Origin of the sequence: Microbacterium sp. BDGP8 (assembly GCF_029991045.1) — a bacterium.
Classification (GTDB): Bacteria; Actinomycetota; Actinomycetes; order Actinomycetales; family Microbacteriaceae; genus Microbacterium; species Microbacterium plantarum.
Genome location: NZ_CP120712.1, coordinates 2,398,242 through 2,419,544, shown reverse-complemented (window position 1 = coordinate 2,419,544; position 21,303 = coordinate 2,398,242). Strand labels below are relative to the sequence as shown.

At 70.8% G+C, this 21,303-nt stretch carries 18 protein-coding genes; 9 read left to right on the top strand and 9 right to left on the bottom strand.

The genetic code is table 11. The features are described 5' to 3' along the window. The first annotated feature begins 16 nt into the window (after nt 1–16). The 5 genes from yaaA to P6897_RS11700 all read left to right on the top strand — a co-directional run bounded on the left by yaaA (nt 17) and on the right by P6897_RS11700 (nt 6,364). On the top strand, nt 17–769 hold the full coding sequence (yaaA, locus tag P6897_RS11720; protein ID WP_282501307.1) for a peroxide stress protein YaaA: 753 nt from the start codon (nt 17–19) through the stop codon (nt 767–769). Between the two features lie 113 nt (nt 770–882). Then, entirely contained in the window at nt 883–1,614 is a 732-nt protein-coding gene (locus P6897_RS11715; RefSeq protein WP_112617260.1) for a large exoprotein, read from the top strand. An 84-nt stretch (nt 1,615–1,698) separates the two neighbouring features. After that, nucleotides 1,699–2,682 carry an aldo/keto reductase gene (locus tag P6897_RS11710; protein WP_112617259.1) on the top strand — a complete coding sequence of 328 codons (984 nt, stop codon included), beginning with the start codon at nt 1,699–1,701 and terminating at the stop codon, nt 2,680–2,682. Between the two features lie 72 nt (nt 2,683–2,754). Continuing rightward, complete coding sequence (locus P6897_RS11705; protein WP_114588455.1) at nt 2,755–3,555, top strand: protein phosphatase 2C domain-containing protein; 801 nt, start codon at nt 2,755–2,757, stop codon at nt 3,553–3,555. A gap of 67 nt (nt 3,556–3,622) precedes the next feature. Next, a complete protein-coding gene (locus tag P6897_RS11700; protein ID WP_282501306.1) occupies nt 3,623–6,364 on the top strand; it encodes an FtsK/SpoIIIE domain-containing protein in 2,742 nt (913 codons plus the stop codon). Here the strand turns inward: P6897_RS11700 and ald are convergent. Together ald and P6897_RS11690 are read right to left on the bottom strand one after the other, a co-directional pair. Next, nucleotides 6,330–7,445, bottom strand: coding sequence for an alanine dehydrogenase (gene ald / locus P6897_RS11695; protein WP_274178789.1), 1,116 nt, complete (start codon nt 7,443–7,445; stop codon nt 6,330–6,332). The genes P6897_RS11700 and ald overlap by 35 nt on opposite strands. Nucleotides 7,446–7,479: 34 nt before the next feature. Further along, entirely contained in the window at nt 7,480–8,469 is a 990-nt protein-coding gene (locus tag P6897_RS11690; protein ID WP_112617255.1) for an asparaginase, read from the bottom strand. A 52-nt stretch (nt 8,470–8,521) separates the two neighbouring features. Between P6897_RS11690 and P6897_RS11685 the strand changes: the two genes are divergently transcribed. After that, nucleotides 8,522–9,001: an OsmC family protein gene (locus P6897_RS11685; RefSeq protein ID WP_112617254.1), complete on the top strand. Its 480-nt coding sequence runs from the start codon at nt 8,522–8,524 to the stop codon at nt 8,999–9,001. A 9-nt stretch (nt 9,002–9,010) separates the two neighbouring features. Here P6897_RS11685 and P6897_RS11680 read toward each other — a convergent pair whose 3' ends face one another. Further along, nucleotides 9,011–9,727 (bottom strand): lysophospholipid acyltransferase family protein, encoded by a 717-nt coding sequence (locus P6897_RS11680; protein ID WP_240309746.1) that lies wholly within the window; start codon nt 9,725–9,727, stop codon nt 9,011–9,013. A gap of 212 nt (nt 9,728–9,939) precedes the next feature. After that, nucleotides 9,940–11,364 (bottom strand): HNH endonuclease signature motif containing protein, encoded by a 1,425-nt coding sequence (locus P6897_RS11675; protein ID WP_274178788.1) that lies wholly within the window; start codon nt 11,362–11,364, stop codon nt 9,940–9,942. A 142-nt stretch (nt 11,365–11,506) separates the two neighbouring features. Here P6897_RS11675 and P6897_RS11670 point away from each other — a divergent pair, with 142 nt between their 5' ends. After that, nucleotides 11,507–12,484 carry an FKBP-type peptidyl-prolyl cis-trans isomerase gene (locus tag P6897_RS11670; RefSeq protein WP_274178787.1) on the top strand — a complete coding sequence of 326 codons (978 nt, stop codon included), beginning with the start codon at nt 11,507–11,509 and terminating at the stop codon, nt 12,482–12,484. 57 nt (nt 12,485–12,541) lie between these two features. Beyond that, nucleotides 12,542–13,627, top strand: a complete 1,086-nt coding sequence (gene dxr, locus P6897_RS11665; RefSeq protein ID WP_274178786.1) for a 1-deoxy-D-xylulose-5-phosphate reductoisomerase — start codon at nt 12,542–12,544, stop codon at nt 13,625–13,627. Between the two features lie 9 nt (nt 13,628–13,636). Here dxr and pflA read toward each other — a convergent pair whose 3' ends face one another. From pflA to P6897_RS11640, 5 genes are all read right to left on the bottom strand, one after another. Further along, a complete protein-coding gene (gene pflA, locus P6897_RS11660; RefSeq protein ID WP_274179033.1) occupies nt 13,637–14,440 on the bottom strand; it encodes a pyruvate formate-lyase-activating protein in 804 nt (267 codons plus the stop codon). A gap of 14 nt (nt 14,441–14,454) precedes the next feature. Continuing rightward, nucleotides 14,455–16,728, bottom strand: a complete 2,274-nt coding sequence (gene pflB / locus P6897_RS11655) for a formate C-acetyltransferase (RefSeq protein WP_274178785.1) — start codon at nt 16,726–16,728, stop codon at nt 14,455–14,457. A 182-nt stretch (nt 16,729–16,910) separates the two neighbouring features. Further along, the gene (locus P6897_RS11650; RefSeq protein WP_274178784.1) at nt 16,911–18,518 is read right to left on the bottom strand and encodes a UDP-N-acetylmuramoyl-L-alanyl-D-glutamate--2,6-diaminopimelate ligase; all 1,608 of its coding nucleotides are present in this window, start codon (nt 18,516–18,518) and stop codon (nt 16,911–16,913) included. 66 nt (nt 18,519–18,584) lie between these two features. Next, entirely contained in the window at nt 18,585–19,286 is a 702-nt protein-coding gene (locus P6897_RS11645) for a DUF1775 domain-containing protein (RefSeq protein WP_274178783.1), read from the bottom strand. A gap of 56 nt (nt 19,287–19,342) precedes the next feature. Next, nucleotides 19,343–19,906 carry a hypothetical protein gene (locus P6897_RS11640; protein ID WP_282501304.1) on the bottom strand — a complete coding sequence of 188 codons (564 nt, stop codon included), beginning with the start codon at nt 19,904–19,906 and terminating at the stop codon, nt 19,343–19,345. Nucleotides 19,907–19,986: 80 nt separating this feature from the next. Here P6897_RS11640 and P6897_RS11635 point away from each other — a divergent pair, with 80 nt between their 5' ends. Then, entirely contained in the window at nt 19,987–21,291 is a 1,305-nt protein-coding gene (locus tag P6897_RS11635) for a site-2 protease family protein (RefSeq protein ID WP_274178781.1), read from the top strand. Nucleotides 21,292–21,303 lie beyond the last annotated feature (12 nt).

The following is a 21,303-nucleotide window of genomic DNA, read 5'->3' as shown; positions in this document are numbered from 1 at the left end:
GAAGGGAGATTTCCGGATGCTGCTCCTGCTGCCGCCGTCCGAGACCAAACGCGCCGGGGGTACCGGTGCGCCGCTCGACATCGACGCCCTGGCCCTGCCGCAGCTGGCGCCCGAGCGCCGCGCGGCCGTGGACGCGCTCGTCGCGTTGTCGGCGGATCCGGACGCCGCGGCGCGGGTGCTCAAGCTCAGCGCGCGTCAGCTGGGCGAGGTGGCGGTGAACTCCGCGCTCATGACCTCTCCGACGATGCCCGCCGTCGACCGGTACACCGGCGTCCTCTTCGATGCTCTCGATGCGGCCGCGCTCGACGCCGGGGCGCGGGGCTGGCTCGGCGAGCATGTGCTCATCCAGTCGGCGCCCTTCGGTCCCGTCGCCGCGCTCGATCCCATCCCGGCGTATCGGCTGGCGGCGGGCACGGCGCTTCCGGGCATCCCGCCGCTCCGCCGGCATTGGGCTGCGGCGAGCTCGGCCGCCTTGATGGGGGCCGGGGCGCCGTTCGTGCTCGATCTGCGCTCGGAGGCCTACGTGGCCCTGGCTCCGGTCCCCGCGGCGATGCCCTCCGCGTTCGTCCGCGTGGTCTCCGCCGGCGCCGATGGAACAGTGCGCGCCCTCAACCACTTCAACAAGCACGCGAAGGGCGAGTTCACGCGTTCGCTCGCCCGTTCGGCTGCGACCGTGAGCTCTCGAGACGACCTTCTCGCGTGGGCCGCGTCACACGGATGGGTGCTGCGCGAGACGGCTGGATCGTCCGAGCTCGAGCTCGTCGTCTGATGCCCCATGCCCGGTGCTGTCGAGGTCGCACGCCGGGTCCGGTGTTTCGCTAGCATGAGCGGCGACCCACGGCGCGAGCGCTTCGTGCCGGGTCGCGACTGAGGAGGTCGTACATGTCGGGTTACTACGACGATGGTGCGGGCGCGGGCGCTTTCCTCGCCCTCATCCTGCTGATTCTTCCCATCATCCTGATCATCGTGCTCGCGGGCTACATCATCAGCTCGTTCTTCTACATGAAGATCTTCGAGAAGGCCGGCGTGCAGGGAAAATGGCGCGCCTGGGTTCCGGTCTACCGCGAGATGGTCTTCGCGAAGCTCGGTGACATCTCTCCCTGGGTCATGCTGGGCGCGCTCGTCGCGACGGCGGTGCTGAGCAACATCCCGGCGATCGGATTCATCTTCAGCTACCTCGCGATCGTCGCGCTGGCTCTGGCCAGCGTTCGCGTCGGTCAGAAGCTCGGCAAGGACTGGCCGCTCGTGCTGCTGTACATCATCCCCGGCATCGGCGGGCTGATCTGGCTCGGTATCGCCGCGTTCTCGAGCTCGCCGTGGAATCCCCACGTGCAGCCCTCGCCGTGGCGCACCTCGTTCCTGCGCGACACGACGGTCTGGCAGGGCATCCCGGTCCAGCCCGACGGCGGCGCGGCACCCGCACCGGGCGCGTACGGCTCCACCGGTGCCGGCTATGCATCTTCCTCCGCTCCCGCCGCGCCGCCGGCCGGTTCGTACCCGCCGCCGGCCACGCCGCCGGCGCCCCCGGCCGGTGCCTACCCGCCGCCGGCGGCACAGCCGCCCGTGACGCCTCCGACCACCGAGCCCCCCGCGCCGGACGCCCCGCGGCAGTGAACACCCGAGGAACCCTCGTCGTATGACGGGGGTTCCTCGCCGTAGCGGGCGCCGACCCCACGGATTCGGGTCTAGCGTGGAGGGATGGACGACGCAGTGCACACCCGCCGACTCGGAACCTCCGGCCTGCTCGTCTCGGCCGTCGGGCTGGGATGCAACAACTTCGGGCGGCGGGGAACTCCCACGCAGACTCTCGACGGCACGGTCGCGGTGCTCGACGCCGCTTTCGACGCCGGCATCACCTTCTTCGACACCGCCGACATCTACGGCGGCGAGCCCGGTCTGTCCGAGACGCTGATGGGTGAGGCCCTGCGGGGACGTCGCGACCGCGTCGTGGTTGCCACGAAGTTCGGTCACAGCGCCGTGGACCTCGGGCTGCCGGGCGCGAAAGGATCTCGCGCCTACATCCGACGCGCGGTGGAGGCCTCGCTCGAGCGCCTGCAGACCGACTGGATCGACCTCTACCAGCTGCACACCCCCGACCCCGAGACGCCTATCGAAGAGACGCTCGACGCGCTGTCGGAGCTCGTACGGGAGGGCAAGGTCCGCTACATCGGACACTCCAACTTCGCGGGTTGGCAGATCGCCGAGGCCGAGGCCGTGGCGCGTGCACGCGGTGATGTGCCGTTCGTCTCCGCGCAGAACCACTACAGCCTGCTCGCACGCGCCGCCGAGCGTGAGGTCCTGCCGGCCGTCCGTCATTTCGGGAGGGGATTCCTCCCGTACTTCCCGCTGCACAACGGCTTGCTCACCGGGAAGTTCACCCGCGACCACATCCCCGCCGACTCGCGGGTCGCGAGGGAACGGCGTCATCTGTGGGAGAACGCTCCCTGGGACGCCATCGAGGCGTACCGGACCTTCTGCGACGAGCGTGGCATCACGATGGTGCAGGCGACCTTCGGCTGGCTCCTGGCGCAGCCGGCCCTGAGCAGCGTGATCGCCGGCGCGACCTCACCCGAGCAGGTTCACTCGAATGCGGCAGCCGCCTCGGCGTGGCACCCCGATGCTGCCGAGCTGGCCGCGATCGACGCGCTCTTCCCGTTGCCGTCCGACCCCGCCGCGGGGTGAAGAAATCACGCTCAGCGGGTGCGTCCACTAGAGTGTGACACGCCCATCCGTCGACGAAAGAAGAGTGACAGCGTGCCCGACCCCACGACCCAATCCCGGATCGTGGACGTCCCGTCCGGTGCGATCGAACTCCGGTGGGCCGCCGCGACCGACACCGGACGCCGCCGCGACAGCAACCAGGACGCCGTCCTTGCGCAGTATCCGCTGTTCATCGTCGCAGACGGCATGGGCGGACATATCGGCGGCGAGATCGCGAGCGCGAGCGCCGTCGACCGGCTCCGTGGTGTCGCCGAGCGCGGAGTGGTGACTCCCGAAGACATCGAAGAAGCCCTCGAGCGCGCCGTCGGAGACATCGCGGATCACCCCGAGACGACGGATGACGGAACGGGAACGACCGTCACCGGCGTGTACCTCGACATCGTCGACGGCGAACCGCAGTGGACGACGTTGAACATCGGCGACTCGCGGGTGTACCTGCTGCGCGACCAGGCGATCGCCCAGGTCACGACGGATCACTCCGTGGTGCAGGAGCTCGTGGCGGCCGGCCGGCTCAGCCCCGAAGAGGCGGAGCAGCACCCCTACGGGAACGTCATCACCCGCGCGGTGGGACCGAGCGACGGAGTCACCCCCGACTACGTTCGCCTCGATGTCGTCGACGGCGACCGCTTCGTGATCTGCAGCGACGGGCTCACGAAAGAGCTCACCGACTACGGCATCCTGCACTTCCTGCTCGAGAACGCCGATCCTGCGGCGGCCGTGTCGGCGATGATGACGGCGGCGTTGGAGAACGGGGGCCGTGACAACGTCACGGTCATCGTGCTCGACGCGCACGTGCGTGCTTCGAACGACGACTCCTCCCCGAACCAGGGCTGAGCCCGATCCTCCACCGCGGGCCGTGGCGCCTCTCCGGCGGCGTCTCGTCATCGCTTGACTGGGGTGCGTGCACTCCTCAGCCCGACTCGACGACCCCATCCGGCTGTCCACGTCGCTGACGCAGACGCAGGCGCGGCGATCATCCTTTCCGCTGTGGGCGGTGGTGGTCCCCATCGCCGGGGCGGTGATCCTGTGGCAGGTGACCGGCTCGCCGACGGTGCTCTGGTTCGCTGCGCTCGGTCCTCTCGTAGCCACCGCCACCATGCTCGATTCTGCACGCGTCGCGCGGCGGGAGCGGCGGCGGGCCGCGAAGCACGCAGCGGCGAGCATGCACAGAGCGCGCCTCGAGGTCGACGAGCGGCACGCGCTCGAGCGCGCGGAGCTCTGGCGTGCCACGCCGGATGTCGCGCGGCTGCTCGACGACCCCGACGAGCTGTGGCGCCCGAGGGCGGTACGCGATGTGCTCGTGATGGGAGCGGGCGATGCGCGGTCGTGTGTGCGGATCGAGGGCGAGCCGACGCCGGAGCTCCGGCATGCCGCAGGGGTGCTCCGAGATGCACCGGTCACGATCCCACTGACTGCAGGAGTAGCCGTCGTCGGACCGGCTGCGGCGCCAGCGGCGATCGCGCGCGCTCTCGTGATGCAGATCTGCCTCGTCCACCCGCCCGGTGAGGTGTGGGTGGTCGGCGCCGCTGAGGACTGGGCCCGTGACCTCCCGCACGCATCGACTCCGGGCGGCCGGCGCCTGTGGTGGGGGACCGGGGTGCCGCCTGCCGATGCCGACATCGTCATCGTCTCCGCGGGCTCCGGCGCACCGCCGCCGCAGTGTGCGGCCGTGCTCCGCGTGGGGGACGCCGACGCGGCGGTGCTCGCGTACAGCGGTTCGTCGCGGCCGATCCGTCCGGAGCCGCTCGGACGGGAGCAGGCTGCTGCGGTGACCGCCCTGCTGCGGGAGCGCGCGGAGGCGATGGGTGGTGACGCGGCGGCACCTCCGTCATTCGATGATCTCCCCGTCGTCGGAGGGGCCGGCCTCGCTGCCGTCCTCGGGGCGGGGCCCGACGGCCCGCTGGCGATCGACCTGGTCGACGACGGGCCGCACGCCGTCGTGGTGGGGGTCACGGGCAGCGGCAAGAGCGAACTGCTCGTGACGTGGATCGCCGCGCTCGCGCGGAGTCTGCCGCCCGAGCGGGTGAATTTCCTGCTCATCGACTTCAAGGGAGGTCGGGCTTTCGATGCCCTCGCGTCGCTGCCCCACGTGACCGGCGTCGTGACGGATCTCGACGAGCGCAACGCGGTGCGCGCGATCGAGAGCCTCACCGCGGAGGTGCGCCGTCGCGAGCGCGTTCTCGCCGGCCTCCGGGCCCGCGACATCGCGGATGTGCCGGACGCTCTGCCGCGATTGGTCGTCGTCGTCGACGAGTACGCCGCGCTCACCTCGACACACCCCGCGATGCACGATGTCTTCGCCGACATCGCCGCTCGAGGCCGCGCACTCGGGATGCACCTCGTGCTCGCGACCCAGCGTGCTGCGGGCTTCCGTGAGGCGGTGCTCGCGAACGCACCGTTGCGGGTCGCGCTTCGCGTGACCGACGTCGCGGATTCGCGCGCCGTGCTCGGTTCGGGCGACGCCGCCATGCTTCCCGGCGGCCGCGACGAGCGCGGGACCGCGCTGGTGATGCGTCCGGCTGATGTCCATCCGCACGTGATTCGGGTGAGCCGGTGCCCGTTGCCGGCCATCGAGTCGATCGCGCGAGCCGCGGCGGGTGCGGCCCCCGCGCGTCGGCCCTGGTTGCCGCCCTTGCCGGATGGCGTCGCGCTCGCCGACCTGCGGGGCGAGGGGTCCGTGGTGCTCGGTCTGGCCGACGAGCCGGATGCGCAGCGTCAACGTGCGGTGACGCTGGACCCTGGAGCGCCGGGGGTGGCGGTGCTCGGACGAGCCGGAGCCGGGCGCACGACGGTGCTCCGGACCATCGCTGCCCAGGTGCCCCACGATCGGGTGTGCTGGCTGCCCGACGATCTCGAGGCCGCGTGGGACGTCATCGTCGGACTCGACGACATCCCGCCGGGGTGGCTCATCGTCGTCGACGATCTCGACCGTGTGCTGGCGAGGCTGCCGGATGACTACAGCGCCGCCGCCGCGGCGATCCTGGAACGTGTGGCGCGCGACTCGCGGTCGCGTGGCGTTCAGTTCATCTGCTCTGCACAGCGGATGACCGGCGCCGTCGGCAGGATCGTCGACCAGCTTCCCGATCGCGCCGTGCTCGCCGCCGTGTCCCGGTCGGAGCATGTCGCCTTCGGCGGTGAGGGGGCTCACCATGACCCGACGGCCCCAGCGGGCCGCGGGAGGTGGCGCGGCATACTCGTGCAGTTCGCGGACGCCGGAGCGTTCGACCCCGCGCGGGAGCGGGCCCGGCCGCCCGACGTGTTCGAGCCGCGCCACGCCACGGCGTTCGTCGCGCCGCCCACCGCCGCCACGCGTGCCGCGCTGGAGCATTGGAATCGTCGGGGCTTCGAGATCGCGACCGTCGAGCAGACGACGTCGCTGCGGTCGAGGAGGGTGGTCTGGGGCACCCCGGACGCCTGGATCGGTCGGTGGCGCGCAGCGGCGACCGCCGCGCAGACCCGATGCCAGCTCGTCATCGATGCCTCGTGCGTGGGGGAGGTGCGGCTTCTGACCGGCAACAGAGATCTGCTGCCGTACGCCGCTCCCGGGCGCGGCCGCGCCTGGGTCATCGACACGCGGACGGATCGGGTCCGGCGGGTGGTGCTGCCCCTCAGCTCAGCGCGTCATCCAACGACCCCGCGGTGATGCCGTGCGCCGCCGCGACGCCGGAGTTGACGACGTGGCCTCCGGCGGTGTTCAATCCGGCGGCCAGGGCGCCGTCTGCCCGCAGGGCAACGCGCCAGCCGTGGCGGGCGATCTGCCGGACGTAGGGCAACGTCGCGTTGGTGAGCGCGGATGTCGAGGTATTCGGCACGGCGCCCGGCATGTTGGCGACGCAGTAGAACACGGTGTCGTGCACGCGGAAAGTCGGGTCGGCGTGGGTCGTCGGTCGCGTGTCCTCGAAGCAGCCTCCCTGGTCGACCGCGATGTCGACGAGCACCGAGCCCGGCCGCATCCGTGCGACGGTCTCGTTGCGCACCAGTTTGGGAGCCTTCGCCCCGGGGATGAGCACCGAGCCGATCACGAGATCGGATGCCACGACCGCACGTTCGAGATCGAGCGGGTTGGATGCCGCGGTCTTGACGCGCCCCTGGAAGTGATCGTCGAGGAAGCGGAGACGCTGGATGTTGGTGTCGAAGATCGTGACGTCCGACCCGAGACCCGCCGCGATGTACGCCGCGTTGGCCCCGGCGACCCCGCCGCCGATGACCGTCACCGCGGCGGGCCGGGTTCCGGGAACGCCGGACATCAGCAGTCCGAGGCCCCCGGCGGAGCGCAGCAAGGTTGAGGCCCCCACCATCGGGGCGAGGCGGCCGGCCACTTCGCTCATCGGGGCGAGGAGCGGCAGGCCCCCGCCGGGCAACTGCACCGTCTCGTAGGCGATGGCGGTCATGCCGCTTTCCAGGAGCCGGTCGGTGAGCGGACGGTCGGCTGCAAGATGCAGGTAGGTGAACAACACGAGGTCGTCGCGGAAGCGGTGGTACTCGCTCGCGATCGGCTCCTTGACCTTCAGCAGCAGCTCCGCGCGTGCCCAGACTTCGTCGGGGTCGTCGAGGAGCACCGCGCCGGCGTCGGCGTACTCGGAGTCGGGGAGCGACGATCCTGCGCCGGCCCCGCGCTGGACGAAGACCTCATGACCTGCGACGACCAGGTCGTGCACGCCTGCGGGGGTGAGGGCGACGCGGTACTCGTTGTTCTTGACCTCGGTGGGAACGCTGATGCGCATGGCAGTCCTTTCTGCGCTCCCTCGTGAGGAGCCGCTACACCGTCGGCCGGATGATGCCGACGTTCTGTCCGCCGCCGAGCACGGTCAGCGGAAGATGAGAGATCACGCGGGCCACCGGCGCCGCTTCGAGCGCACCGGCCTTCACGAGGAGCGTGAGTGCGATCGCCGTCGCGGCTCTCCCGTTGCCGTCGAGCACCTTCAGGGCCACGGTGGTGCCGTCGGGGGCCACCATCACGAGCACACCCTCGGCACCGGTCTTCGCGAAGACGCCGAGGCGCTCGATCGCGACGGTGTCGGGCCGGCCGGGGCCGTCGATCGTCCACGGGTTCTCGCGAACTGCTCGGACGAGGGCGCCGGCCATGCGGTGCAGCGCGAAGGGCGACCGCTCGCTCGCGGTGCCGATGCGCTGGATAGCGCGTCCGAGCGCGATGAGGCTCATCGCGTAGACGGGGGCGCCGCAGCCGTCGATCGCCATCGCCGACGCCTTGGTGCCGGTGAGTCGCTCGATGACCTCGCGGGTGTGAACCTGAAGCGGGTGGTCGGGGTCGAGGTAGGTGGTGGTGTCCCATCCGCTCGCGACGCAGGCAGCCAGCATCGCGGCGTGCTTGCCGGAGCAGTTCATCCGGATGCGGGTGGGGGAGCCGAGTTCGCGGACCATCTCGTCGCGCGTCGCGGTGTCGCCCGGCCAGGCGGGAGGGCAGCCGAGGTCGTCCTCGCCCAGCCCGACGTCGTTGAGGATGCCTCGGACGACGGAGACATGCCGGTCGGTGCCGGAGTGGCTGGCCGTCGCCAGGCCGAGTCGCTCACCCTCGAGAGAGGCCCCGGCGGTCAGGCTGGCGAGGGCTTGGAGGGGCTTGAGCGTCGAGCGCGGCAGGATCGGGGCGTCGACGTCGCCGAGGGTGCGGATCGGTGCGCCGTCGGCGCCCAGGACGACCGCTGCACCGGCATGTCGCGACTCGATGAAACCGCTGCGCTCGACGACCGCGAGCTCGACAGCGGCGGGAACGGCGAAGGTCTGCGGCACCCCGACAGCCTACCGTCGCGGACCCCGCGATGCCGCGTGCCAGACTGTCCGCATGTTGGGTGAGCATCACTACTCCGTGCGGGCTGAGTGGACCGGCAACCGCGGCACCGGGACGAGCGGCTACCGGGACTATGACCGGGCCGTGACGTTGAGCATCGAGGGCAAGCCGCCCCTCGCCGCGTCGAGCGATAAGCCCTTCCGCGGAGACCCGAGCCGGTGGAATCCGGAGGATCTTCTGCTCTCGGCGCTCTCCGAGTGCCACCTGCTGTCGTATCTGCACGCCTGCGTGACGACCGGCGTCGTCGTCGTCGAGTACACGGACGACGCCACCGGGATGATGCGCGAAGACGGGCGTGGCGGCGGTGCGTTCACGGAGGTCGTTCTGCGGCCCCGCGTCGTCGTCGCTGAGGAGTCGATGCGCGAAGCAGCCATCGCGGCGCACGCGCAGGCGAACGAATGGTGCTTCATCGCGAACTCGGTGAACTTCCCGGTCCGGCACGAGCCGACGATCGTCGTGTCGGGCGAGGGATGATTCGCTGCGTCAGCGGCGCTCGTGGGGCAGGGCCTGCTTGATCCGTTCGACGGCGTTCTGCGGCGGGGCCTCGTTGTAGGCGCCGGCGAGCTCCTGACCCGACAGGGCGTGGATCGCGGCCATGATCTCGTCGGTGGCATTGCGGCGCGCGCGACCGGAATCCGCCGACCCGTGGTGGCTGAGGTCGAGCGGCTCGCCGAATCGCACGGTGACGCGTGGGCGCAACCGCGGGAACTTGGCGCCGACGGGCATGATCTCGCTCGTGCCGATCAGTCCGACGGGGATGACCGGTGCGCCGGTCTGCAGAGCCAGGAAGGCGACCCCGGTGCGGCCCTTGTACAGGCGGCCGTCGAGTGACCGCGTGCCTTCCGGGTAGAGAGCCGTCGACCATCCCGCGTCGAGCATCTTCTTCTGCTGATCCAGGGCATCCAGCGCAGCCTGGCCGGCACCGCGCCGGACCGGGAACGCGCCGGCGGCGTAGAAGAACTCGCGCGAGAGCCACCCGCGGAAACCGGTGCCGTCGAAGTAGCTCGACTTCGCCAGGAACCGCACCGGACGCGGCGAGGCCATCGGGATGACGAAGGAGTCGATGAACGAGAGATGGTTGCTCGCGAGGATGACGGCGCCCTTGCGAGGGAAGTTCTCGCGGCCCTCGATGCGCGGGCGGTAGAGCATGCGCGCCAGCGGCGCGAGCACCCAGCGGCCGATCACGTAGGTGAGACCGATTCCGGGAACGGCTTCGACGGCGGCTGCGGCTTCTTCGTGCTCGCCGGGCTCGCCGGACTGCGGCTCGGTTGCGTCAGCGTTCACCAGACGAGGCTACTGCGGAACGCATAACTCCGTGGACATGTTGTCCCAGCGCGCGCACCCGCCGAGCGCGCGCGCCGAACTCGCGGAGCGGGCCGAACTCGCGGAGCGCGCGTCGAAGGGTGGACTCGTCAGAATGGCGGAACTCCCGGTCCGGGCGGAGCCGCGACGGTGAAGGCGACGAGCGGTGGTGGTGCGTCCTCGCGGTAGACCCGCCCCGTCGGTGATGTCCAGATCAGCCGTCCGCCGGGGAGTTGTCGTACTCGCCATCGGGTGTGGTGTTTGACGTCGTGATGGCGTTTGCAGAGGTTGGCGAGATTGCACACGTGGGTGGCACCGCCGTCGGATGCGGCGATGGTGTGGTCGAGTTCGCAGCGGATGGCGGGTTGCCGGCATCCGGGGAATCGGCAGTGCCGATCACGGGCCCGCAGCAGCCTGACCATGGCGGCGGTGGGCCGGTAGCTGTCGCACTCGAGCACGGTTCCCGTGACCGGGTCGGTCATCAACCGATCCCACGCGGTCGCGTTGCCCGCGAGCTCACGTGCAGTGGCGGCATCGATGGGGGAGCGGCCGGCCAGGTCAGCCGGCCCCTCGTCCTGACCCATCAGCGTGAGTGCCGATACCGCGACCTGCACGTGCGCGCGGATCGCCCCGAGGGTTCCGTTCCCGTCACCGGTGCCAGTCGGGTCGAGGGTCGGCGAGCCGGCGAGGAGCAGGTCGGAGAACACATCGGCGCGCACCTGATCGATCGTGCGGGCATCGTCGACGAACGACGACCCGTCGCAAATCGTCGTATCGGCATGGAGCGCGCCACCGCTCGCGTCGGTTCGCGCGTCAGGGACGTCGGCTCGTGCTTCGGGGGCGCCCGCGCCACCCGCCGCGTCGCCCTGCACCCGCGCATTGATGATCTCCCGGGCCTGGCGCGTCAGCCGGTCCACGATTCCGTCGGCGATCACGGTCGGCAGCGTCGCGATCAGGTCCGACATCCCATCCGGCCCGGGCTGCACCCGCACGCACCGCCCCGCGGCGGCGTCTTCGTGCCGCTCGGTGAACGTCCGCGGGTTGATCCGCTCCGCCAGCATCCGCAGCGCTTCGCGCACCCGGTTGGGCGTCTCGCCCTCGCACTTCTCGATCGCGGCGCGTTCGAACTCCGCCCGGCCCTCTGCGGGCACGAGGCATCCGACCTCCTGAATCACCCGCACATGCCCGCGGACGATGCGCCCGTCCTCCCACGCGGCCATCGCCAGCGGGAAGTTGTCGACCAGATCCCGGGCCTCGTCGATGCGGCGCTGCAACGTCCGGTCGGTCGCGACGAACACCCCGGCGAGCTCCGCCGCGATCCCCCGCAGCGCCATCTCGCGCGCCTTGACCTTCTCGGACGCGCCCGCGGCCTGCTTCTCCGCGAGCACCGAGGCCGCGGCGAGCACCCGAACCTCACGCACCTGACCAGCCCGAACGACGTCCGCCGCTCCTTCGGCATCCGCGACCAGCTCCGCGAGCGCATCGACGTCTGCGTCACTGCCCATCCCGCCGCTCAACCCGCCATTCGAATGCATGTTCTAATATTCCCACGGACCTCCGACATCGCCCCGCGGTTCTCCACAGCCCGAAGGGGCACGTGCATCCGCCGCTCTCAGCGCACACCGATGCTCGTGCGAGAGGATGAGAGCTCCCACCCCCGATCGAAGAGGTTCTTCCGTGCGTCTGCGCCCGTTCGCCGCCCTGTCCGTCGTCGCCGTTTCGGCGCTTGCGCTCGCCGGTTGCGCGAGCGGTGACACGGCCACCGAGTCGCCCAGCCCGAACGCCTCCGGTGCGTCGGAGCAGTGCCTCGTGAACGCCCAGCCGGGGGAGTCCTCCGACAGCATCGAGGTCTCGGGGTCCGCACCCGAGCTCACGGCGAAGGTCAATCCGGGCCTCGAGCCCGCCGAGATCGAGCGGACGCTCACGACTCGCGGCGACGGCGAGGACCTCGTCTCGGGCGATCTCGTCTCCGGCTCCTACGCGATCTACGACGGCGCGACGGGCGAGCTGCTCGAGCAGTCGCGCGACACCTCTCCCGATGACTCCGGTCTTGTGCCGGTGCTGCTCGACCCGCAGCAGTACTCGGTGTTCGTCGCGGCTCTCGAATGCGCGCCGCTCGGCTCGACCGCCGCCCTCGCGATCCCCGGCTCGGCCTTCGGTCAGGATCGGACATCAGTGGTCGTCGTCGCCGAGGGGGTCGAGAAGCTTCCGACGCGAGCCGACGGCGCCGACCAGGCCCCCGTCGACGGAATGCCGACCGTCGCCCTGGCCGACAACGGCGCCCCCACCATCACCCTCCCCGGCACGGACGCGCCGACCGAGGTGCAGCTGGCCAACCTCAAGACCGGTGACGGCGCCACCATCCAGCCCGGTGACACCGCGTTCGTGCAGTACACCGGCGTGAAGTGGTCGGACGGCTCGGTGTTCGACTCGAGCTGGGACCGCGGCCAGCCCGCAGCGTTCGAGACGAATAAGGTCGTCGCCGGCTTCCAGCAGGCGCTCGAGGGGCAGCAGGTCGGCTCGCAGGTGCTCGTCGTCATCCCGCCGGCCGCGGGTTACGGTGCGCAGGAGGGCAGCGAGCTCCAGAACGAGACGCTCATCTTCGTCGTCGACATCCTCGGCGTCCAGCGCACCCCGGCCCCCGCCGCGGGCTGAGGTCACCCACCGCCGCGGCAACTAAACCGGCACACCCGCAGCACCTAGGCTGACGGCATGCGTCGCGTCCTCATCCTCGGCTCCACCGGCTCGATCGGAACGCAGGCGCTCGACGTCATCGACTCCCGTCGAGACCGGTTCGAGGTCGTGGGACTCGCCGCGGGCTCGAACGCTCGGATGCTGGAAGAGCAGGCGGCGCGGTTCGGTGTGACCCACACCGCACTCGGTGCGGCCGACGCGGAACGTCTTGTCCGTGACGTCGAGGCCGATGTCGTGCTCAACGGCATCACGGGGTCGGTCGGGCTGGGCCCGACCCTGGCCGCCCTGGAGTCAGGTCGCACCCTCGCGCTGGCGAATAAAGAATCGCTCATCGTCGGCGGCGAGCTCGTCACGTCGCTCGCTGCGCCGGGTCAGATCGTTCCTGTCGACTCGGAGCACTCCGCCATCGCGCAGGCGCTGCGGTCGGGCGAGCCTGACGAGGTCCGGCGGCTCGTGCTCACGGCATCCGGCGGGCCGTTCCGCGGCCGTTGCCGCGACGAACTGGCCTCCGTCACACCGGACCAGGCCCTCGCTCACCCCACGTGGGACATGGGACGCGTCGTGACCACCAACTCCGCGACCCTCGTCAACAAGGGGCTCGAGGTCATCGAGGCGCACCTGCTGTTCGGCGTGGAGTACGACCGCATCGACGTCGTCGTGCATCCCCAGTCCGTCGTGCATTCGATGGTCGAGTTCCTCGACGGGTCCACCATCGCCCAGGCCTCGCCGCCCGACATGCGCCTGCCGATCTCGCTCGGTCTCGACTGGCCGCGCCGGGTCGCGGGCGTCGGCGCTCCGCTCGACTGGACGCGCGCGAGCGCGTGGACCTTCGAGCCGCTCGACGACGCCGCGTTCCCGGCCGTCGCCCTCGCCAAACGCGTGGGTCGCGAGGGCGGAACCTATCCGGCGGTCTTCAACGCCGCGAACGAGCAGGCCGTCGAGGCGTTCCATGCGGGCGCGCTGAGCTTCCTCGGCATCGTGGAGACCGTCGAGCGCGTCGTCGAAGCGCACCGCCCGCCGAGCGAACTCTCGCGGGAGTCGCTCGCGGAGGCCGAGTCGTGGGCCCGGAACGCCGCTGACCGGGCGATCGGTGCGACGCGATGACGACCGCCGTCAGTAGACGGTGAGGCCTCGCGCGGCGAACTGACCGCGGACCCGGGCGAGCAGCTCGGCATCCGGCGTCGGTCGCCCGGCGAGCGGATAGGGGATGCCCAGACGCTCCCACTTCGACGTACCCATCTGATGGAACGGCAGCACCTCGACCCGCTGCACGTTCTGCCACCGGGCGACGATGTCGGCGACGGCGTCGACGTTCTCCGCGGCATCCGTGAGTCCGGGCACGAGCACGAACCTGATCCACACCGGAGTGCCGCGGGCCGCGAGGCGGTCGCCGAACTCGATCGTCGGCTGCAGGTCGCGGCCGGTGACCTCGCGATAGGTGTCGGGCAAGCCCGACTTCACGTCGAGCAGGACGAGTGAGACATCGTCGAGCAGCGCATCGGATGCCGCGCGGCCGAGGTTGCCGGAGGTGTCGATGGCGACGTGCACCCCGAGCTCGGCGGCGGCTCGGGCCAGGCGGGTGACGAAGGCCGACTGCTGCAGCGGCTCGCCGCCGGAGATCGTGAGCCCGCCGCCCGTCGCGCGGAAGACCGGCAGGTACCGGCGCAGCCGGGCGACGATGTCGTCGAGAGCGGTGAGCTCGCCGTCGCGCTGACGCCAGGTGTCGGGGTTGTGGCAGTACTGGCACCGCAGCGGGCATCCCGCGAGGAAGAGGGTCATCCTGGTGCCGGGGCCGTCCACGGAAGTGACGAGCTCCCAGGAGTGCACACTCGCGACGTGCCCGGACCGTCGTGCGGCGAGACGGTCATGACGGGGATCGCTCAGATCGGCGGTGCAGGCTTCGCCCGGCACCAGGATGGCGGACACGGGAGTCAGACCCCCGTGTGGAAGGTGCGGCTGAGCACGTCGAGCTGCTGCTCTCGGGTCAGTCGCACGAAGTTGACCGCGTAGCCGGACACCCGGATGGTCAGCTGCGGGTACTTGTCGGGATTGACCATCGCATCCTCGAGCGTCTCGCGCGTCAGCACGTTGACGTTGAGGTGGTAGCCGTCCGACGCCATCTGCGCATCGAGCAGCCCCACGAGGTTGCGCACCCGTTCCTCGGGCGTGCGCCCGAGACCGCTCGGCGTCACCGTCGTGGTCAGCGAGATGCCGTCCTGGGCCTGGTCGAAGGGCAGTTTCGCGACCGACAGTGCCGCCGCCAGCATCCCGTGCGTGTCGCGCCCGTTCATGGGGTTCGCGCCCGGGGCGAAGGGCTGACCGGCACGGCGACCGTCGGGGGTGTTGCCGGTGGCCTTGCCGTACACGACGTTCGACGTGATCGTCAGCACCGACTGGGTGTGCACCGCATCACGGTACGTCTGGTGCTTGCGGATCATCGACATGAAGTCCGACACCAGCTCGCGGGCGATCTCGTCGACGCGGTCGTCGTCGTTCCCGAAAGTGGGGAAGTCGCCGTGCACGAGGTAGTCGACGACGAGCCCCGACGCATCGCGCACCGGCTCGACGGTCGCGTACTTGATGGCCGAGAGCGAGTCGGCGGCGACCGAGAGCCCCGCGATGCCGCATGCCATGGTGCGCAGGACGTTGCCGTCGTGCAGAGCCATCTCGAGACGCTCGTAGGCGTACTTGTCGTGCATGAAGTGGATGCAGTTGAGCGCGTCGACGTACGTCTCGGCGAGCCACTCCATCATCACCCGGAAGCGCTCGCGCACGTCGTCGTACCCGAGCACGTCTCCCGAGACGGGGGCGGCGGCCGGTGCGATCTGCTTGCCGCTCACCTCGTCGCGTCCGCCGTTGATGGCGTACAGGAGAGTCTTGGCGAGGTTGACCCGAGCCCCGAAGAACTGCATCTGCTTGCCGACCGTCATCGGCGAGACGCAGCACGCGATGGCCGCGTCGTCGCCGCACAGTGCGCGGATGTGGTCGTCGGACTCGTACTGGATCGACGAGGTGTCGATCGAGACCTGCGCGCAGAACTCCTTGAAGCCGTCGGGCAGGGCGTCGGTCCACAGCACGGTCAGATTGGGCTCGGGTGCGGGGCCGAGGTTGTAGAGCGTCTGCAGGAAGCGGAAGGCGGTTTTGGTCACGAGCGTGCGTCCGTCCTCGCCGACGCCGCCGATCGACTCGGTCACCCAGGTCGGGTCGCCCGAGAACAGTGCGTCGTACTCGGGTGTGCGCAGGAATCGCACGATGCGCAGCTTGATGACGAGGTCGTCGACGAGCTCCTGGGCCTCGGCCTCGGTCAGGATGCCGCGCGCCATGTCGCGCTGGATGTACGCGTCGAGGAACGCGGTGTTGCGCCCGAAGCTCATCGCGGCGCCGTTCTGCTCCTTCACTGCGCCGAGGTAGGCGAAGTACAGCCACTGGATCGCCTCGCGGGCGGTGGCGGCGGGCCGGGTGATGTCGAAGCCGTACGAGGCGGCCATCTCGGCGAGCTCGTGCAGGGCGCGGATCTGCTCGGCGTTCTCCTCGCGCGAGCGCAGGATGTTCTCCGTCGAGGGGTGCATGTCGAGCTCCGCCCGCTCGACGTTCTTCGCCGCCACGAGTGCGTCGGTGCCGTACAGGGCGACGCGGCGGTAGTCGCCAATGATCCGGCCGCGGCCGTAGGCGTCGGGAAGGCCCGTGATGATGTGGCTGCTGCGGGCGCGGCGGACGGCCGGCGGGTAGACGTCGAACACACCGTCGTTGTGCGTCTTGCGGTACCGCGTGAAGATCGTCTCGAGGGTCGGATCGACCGGATAGCCGTATGTCTCGAGGGCGCCCTTGACCATGCGCCATCCGCCGTTCGGCATGATCGCCCGACGGAGGGGCGCGTCGGTTTGCAGACCGACGATCAGCTCGTCCTCTCGCCGGATGTAGCCCGGAGCGTGCGACGTGATCGTCGAGGGGGTGAGGGCGTCGACGTCGTACACGCCGCGCTCGCGCTCCGCCGGGAACATCTCGCTGAGCGTCTGCCAGAGCCCGGTCGTGCGGGCCGTCGGTCCCACGAGGAACGATGCGTCACCGGTGTAGGGCTCGTAGTTGCGCTGGATGAAGTCACGGACGTCGACGTCGTCCTGCCACGGGCCCGGGGCGAAGCCCGCCCACGCGGCGGGGACCGCGTCGTCGTCGTGTGCTGTCGTGGTCGGGATGACTGTGCTCATCGTGGGTCCTTCGTCCTGTCGGAAGGCCCGCCGGGGAGCGGGGAAGGCGCTGGTCGTGCCTGCCGCGGCGTGCCTGTGGCCGACGCTACGCCGCACCCGCACGTGGCGGAGGAATCGTGCACGCGAGCGACAGGACGGCGGGAGACCCCTGATTTTTCACAGTGGTCCGACCACAAACGCGCTCAGTCGGCGTAAGGCACGGCCCAACTCGGTTCGGGCACGGGCCAGCCGGCGTCTCGGAGCGCGCGACGGGCGAGCTCTCGAGCGGAATACGGCGTGCGGACTCCGCGGATGTCGCGATAGTCCTGGTGTCCCGGCCCCGCCCACAGGATCGCGTCGCCTTCTCCGACGAGCGAGACGGCCTCGATGATCGCCTTCTCGGGCGGCGACGACTCGCGGATGTCGGCATCCGGTCGCGCTCGCCGAGCGCCCTCCAGGAGAGTGGCCCGGATCGCGTCGGGATCCTCGAACCGCGGGTGGTGGTCGGTCACGATCAGGATGTCGCTGCCGAGGACGGCAGTGGCACCCATGTCGTGCCGCTTGGTCTTGTCGCGATCGCCGTCGGCCCCGAAGACCATGACGACGGTCCCGGGGGTGACGCGCCGCACGGCGGCCAGGGTCTTCTCGAACGCATCGGGGGAGTGCCCGAAGTCGACGTACACGGCCGGGCCGCGGTCACCCGAGACGCGCTGCGTGCGCCCCGGCAGGTGAGCGTCGATGCGTCGCCCGTCCAGCACGCGCACGAGCTCGTCCCACGCGTAGCCGCCCTCGAGCAGCATGACGATCGCGAGGCCGGCATTCGCGGCCATGTGCCGTCCGATGACCGGAACCGTCGTGGTGAGCTGTCGTTCGTCCGGCCCGACCAGGCGGAACTCGGTGCCGCTCTGCCGCTCCGCGACGATCTCGACCGTCCAGTCCGCGGTCGCGGAGGGCGACTCGGCGATCGCGGGTGTGACGATCGTCGTCACGGGGATCTCGGCCCGCGCAACGATCTGGGTGCCGGCTTCGGAGTCGAGGCAGACCACGCCCCGGCGCGCACGGTCGGCACGGAACAGGGGGAGCTTGGCCTCGAAGTACTCCGCCATGTCGCGGTAGTCGTCGAGGTGGTCGTGCGTGAGATTGGTGAAGCCGGCGACGTCGAAGACCACACCGTCGACACGGTGACGTGTCAGTGCCTGCGCGCTCACCTCGACGGCGACCGCCTCGACGCCGCGTTCGCGCATGAGGGCGAGCAGCGCGTGGAACTCCGAGGCCTCGGGCGTCGTGAGCCGCGAGACGATGACCTCGCCCGCGATGTGGCGCTCTGCCGTGGACGACAGCCCGGTGACGGCTCCGAGCTGACCGAGGATGCCCTCGATGAGGTGCGACACGCTCGTCTTGCCGTTCGTCCCGGTCGTGCCGAAGAGAAGAGGAAGGCGGTCGTCACGGCCTGTGCCGTAGACCCAGGCAGAGAGCTCGCCCAGTCGGGCCCGGGGGTCGTCGACGACCACGATGGGCAGGCCGGCGTCGGCGGCGAGCTCGGCCCCGCGGGTGTCGGTGACGATCGCGGCGGCGCCCGTCGCGGCGGCCTGCGTCGCGAACTCGGCGCCGTGCCGCGCCGCGCCGCGGATCGCGACGAACGCTTCCCCCGGACGCAGGTCGGCCGTCGCGAGGGTGATACCCGTGACCGAGACGTCGGATGCATCGCCGACGATCCGGCCGCCGACGTGGGCGGCGAGCTCGGCCAGGGAGCGGCGCGGCGGCGTCTCGGGTCGGAGGACGGGAGGGAGGTTCGGGGCGTCGGTAGGCATTCCCACCATTGTCTCATCCCGGTTCCGGGGCGGCCGCGCCGATTGACGCGCCCGCCCCGGCTGTGCTCACGCGCGTCGGCGGGTGATCGCCAGGACGAGCGCCGCAGCCGCGAGGACGAGTGCGCCGGCCGAGAGCCAGATCGGCAGCGGGTCGGCCGCGGGCGCGGCCGCGGCCGTCGCCTCGGCATCGGCCGCGTCGGACGTGCCCGCGGACGAGTGGCCGCTCTCGGAGTGACCGCCGTGCGCGTCGGCTGCGGCCGCCCCCACAACCACGACGGGAGCGGGGTACTCGAGGTCGTCCGGGTCCTGGCCGTCCTCGGCGACCTGCACCCAGGCAGCCTCTCCCGCCTCGCACTGCTGCGTCACGGGGAAGGCGAAGCTCTCGCCCTCGGCCGATCCCGGGAAGATCACGTTCATGCCGGCGGAGGCCGCGTAGGCGTCGGGGATGGGCGCCACCGCTGTGTACGTGACGCGCGTGGGGATGCCGTTCTCGCCCGCTTCGGTGGTGATGGTCCACGCGCCGTCGATGACGGGGGTCGCTCCCTGTGCCTCGGCGGGGATGTCGACGACGAGCGCCGTCGTGGGCGATCCGTCGCAGCCGTGGCTGAACGAGAAGTCGATGCGGGTCGAGCCGTTGGCGGCGACTTCCTCCGGCGTCACGTGGACGTGCGCGGAGGCGGCCAGCGGAAGGGCCAGGGCGAGTGCGGCGCCGGCGGTCACGCCGACGGCCAGGCGCGCACGGCGGCGCGCGGTGATGGTGAGGGTCATTGTCGTCTCTCGGAACATGCGGGCGGCGTCGTGCCGGCCGCTACGGGAAGGGGGGGTCACGCGGTGGCGACCGGCGGACCCCGCAGCGACAGAGAGGAACGGAGACGACGTGCCGGGACGACGCGCGTGCTCCCGACGGCGGGACGCAGCAGGGGCGTCCGCGCGCGAACCGACGGCGACATCAGACGCACGAACCGACGGATGCCGCGATGGATGAGGCGCACGAGGCGCTCGCCGACGACGAGCGTCGCGACGGTGACGGCGGCCGCGACGACGTGCGTGGCGGTCATGTTCATGCCGAAGGCGTGCGTGTGCGCGACAGGCCCGAGCGCGGCGAGCGTTCCGCCGTGGACGTGCCCGAGGGGCGCCGTCGGGTCAGTGGAGCCGGCGATGGAGAAGAACGTGTGGAACAGGCCCTGGCTCGCCAGCACGACGAGGCAGGTCCGCCATGCCGAGGGTGCCCTGCCGGCGAGCCAGACGGCCGCGGGGGCAGCGAGCAGCGTCGCGACGACGATGAGCCAAAAGGGCGCGAGCCCGCCCGAGATGGTGTGGGCGGTGGCGGCGAAGACGGTGGCGATCGCGGCGGAGGCGGTTCCGCGCAGCGCGCGAGCACGCCGCACTGTCGCACTCTGCGCCCGCTCCATAGTGGGAGTTTACGGCCTGGGCCGATTCAAAGACTCGGCGGGTACTCTGAGTGGTCGTGACCGTCCTCGCTTTCGTCATCGGCGTCGTGCTGCTCGTCGTCGGGCTCGCCGTGTCGATCGCGCTGCACGAGGTCGGCCACCTCGTGCCCGCCAAGCTGTTCGGCGTGCGCGTCGGCCGGTACATGATCGGCCTGGGGCCGACGCTCTGGTCGCGGCGCTTCGGCGAGACCGAGTACGGCGTGAAGGCGCTGCCTCTCGGCGGCTACATCTCGATGTCGGGCATGTACCCGCCAGCACCCGACGAGCCCGACGCCGCCACCCGGCGCAGTGGTCGCTTCTTCGGGGCGATGGTGCAGGACGCCCGTCTCGCCAACGCCGAGACCCTCGTCGAGAACGACGCGCGTCCGGCGTTCTACCAGCTCTCGGTGTGGAAGCGCATCGTCATCATGGTCGGCGGGCCGCTGATGAACCTCGTGCTCGCGATGGTGCTCTTCGGCATCGCGCTGAGCGCCATCGGGCTGCCGAGCGTCTCCACGACGATCGCCGGTGTGAACGAGTGCGTCGTTCCGGCCGGCGTCGAGCGCACGACATGCGAGCCCGGCGATCCCGTCTCACCGGCCGCGGCCGGCGGCATCCGTCCCGGGGACGTCATCGTCGCCGTCGACGGGACCGAGGTGTCCGGCTATGTCGAGGCGACCGCGATCATCCAGGCGTCGCCGGGACGCACGATCCCGGTCGTCGTCGAGCGCGACGGCGACCGCGTCACGCTCGAGGTCACCCCGATCGCCGCGGAACGTCCCGTGACGACGGCGGACGGCGCGACCGAGGTCAAGGAGGTCGGGTTCGTCGGCATGACGGGAACACGGGTCAACGTGCCGCAGCCGATCTGGACGGGGCCGCAGGCCGCGGTCGAGCGGCTGGGTGCCGTCGCGAGCGTCATCTGGCAGCTGCCGGTCAAGGTCTACGAGACCGGAGTCGCCCTCGTGACCGGTGGGGAGCGCGATCCCAACGGACCGCTGTCGGTCGTCGGTGCCGGGCGTATTGCCGGGGAGGTGGCCGCGACCGACGCGCCGATTCAGGACCGTGCCTTCCAGGTGCTGAACCTGCTCGGCTCGCTCAACATCGCGCTGTTCATCTTCAACCTGCTGCCCCTGCTGCCTCTCGACGGCGGACACGTCGTGGTGGCCCTGTGGGACGGGATCAAGCGCGCCTGGGCGAAGCTCTTCCGCCGCCCGCCTCCGCGCCCCGTCGACGCCACGAAGCTCGTGCCCGTCACCTTCGTCGTCGTGATCGGGCTCATCGTCATGGGCGGCACGCTGATCCTCGCCGACGTCTTCAACCCGATCTCGATCCTCGGCTGACGCGCTCGCCGC

Coding starts and splice junctions, on each gene's coding strand:
- yaaA (WP_282501307.1), top strand. CDS start 17: ATGCTGCTCCTGCTGCCGCCGTCCGAGACCAAACGCGCCGGGGGTACC.
- P6897_RS11715 (WP_112617260.1), top strand. CDS start 883: ATGTCGGGTTACTACGACGATGGTGCGGGCGCGGGCGCTTTCCTCGCC.
- P6897_RS11710 (WP_112617259.1), top strand. CDS start 1,699: ATGGACGACGCAGTGCACACCCGCCGACTCGGAACCTCCGGCCTGCTC.
- ald (WP_274178789.1), bottom strand. CDS start 7,445: ATGCGCATCAGCGTTCCCACCGAGGTCAAGAACAACGAGTACCGCGTC.
- P6897_RS11685 (WP_112617254.1), top strand. CDS start 8,522: ATGTTGGGTGAGCATCACTACTCCGTGCGGGCTGAGTGGACCGGCAAC.
- P6897_RS11675 (WP_274178788.1), bottom strand. CDS start 11,364: ATGCATTCGAATGGCGGGTTGAGCGGCGGGATGGGCAGTGACGCAGAC.
- dxr (WP_274178786.1), top strand. CDS start 12,542: ATGCGTCGCGTCCTCATCCTCGGCTCCACCGGCTCGATCGGAACGCAG.
- pflB (WP_274178785.1), bottom strand. CDS start 16,728: ATGAGCACAGTCATCCCGACCACGACAGCACACGACGACGACGCGGTC.
- P6897_RS11650 (WP_274178784.1), bottom strand. CDS start 18,518: ATGCCTACCGACGCCCCGAACCTCCCTCCCGTCCTCCGACCCGAGACG.
- P6897_RS11645 (WP_274178783.1), bottom strand. CDS start 19,286: ATGACCCTCACCATCACCGCGCGCCGCCGTGCGCGCCTGGCCGTCGGC.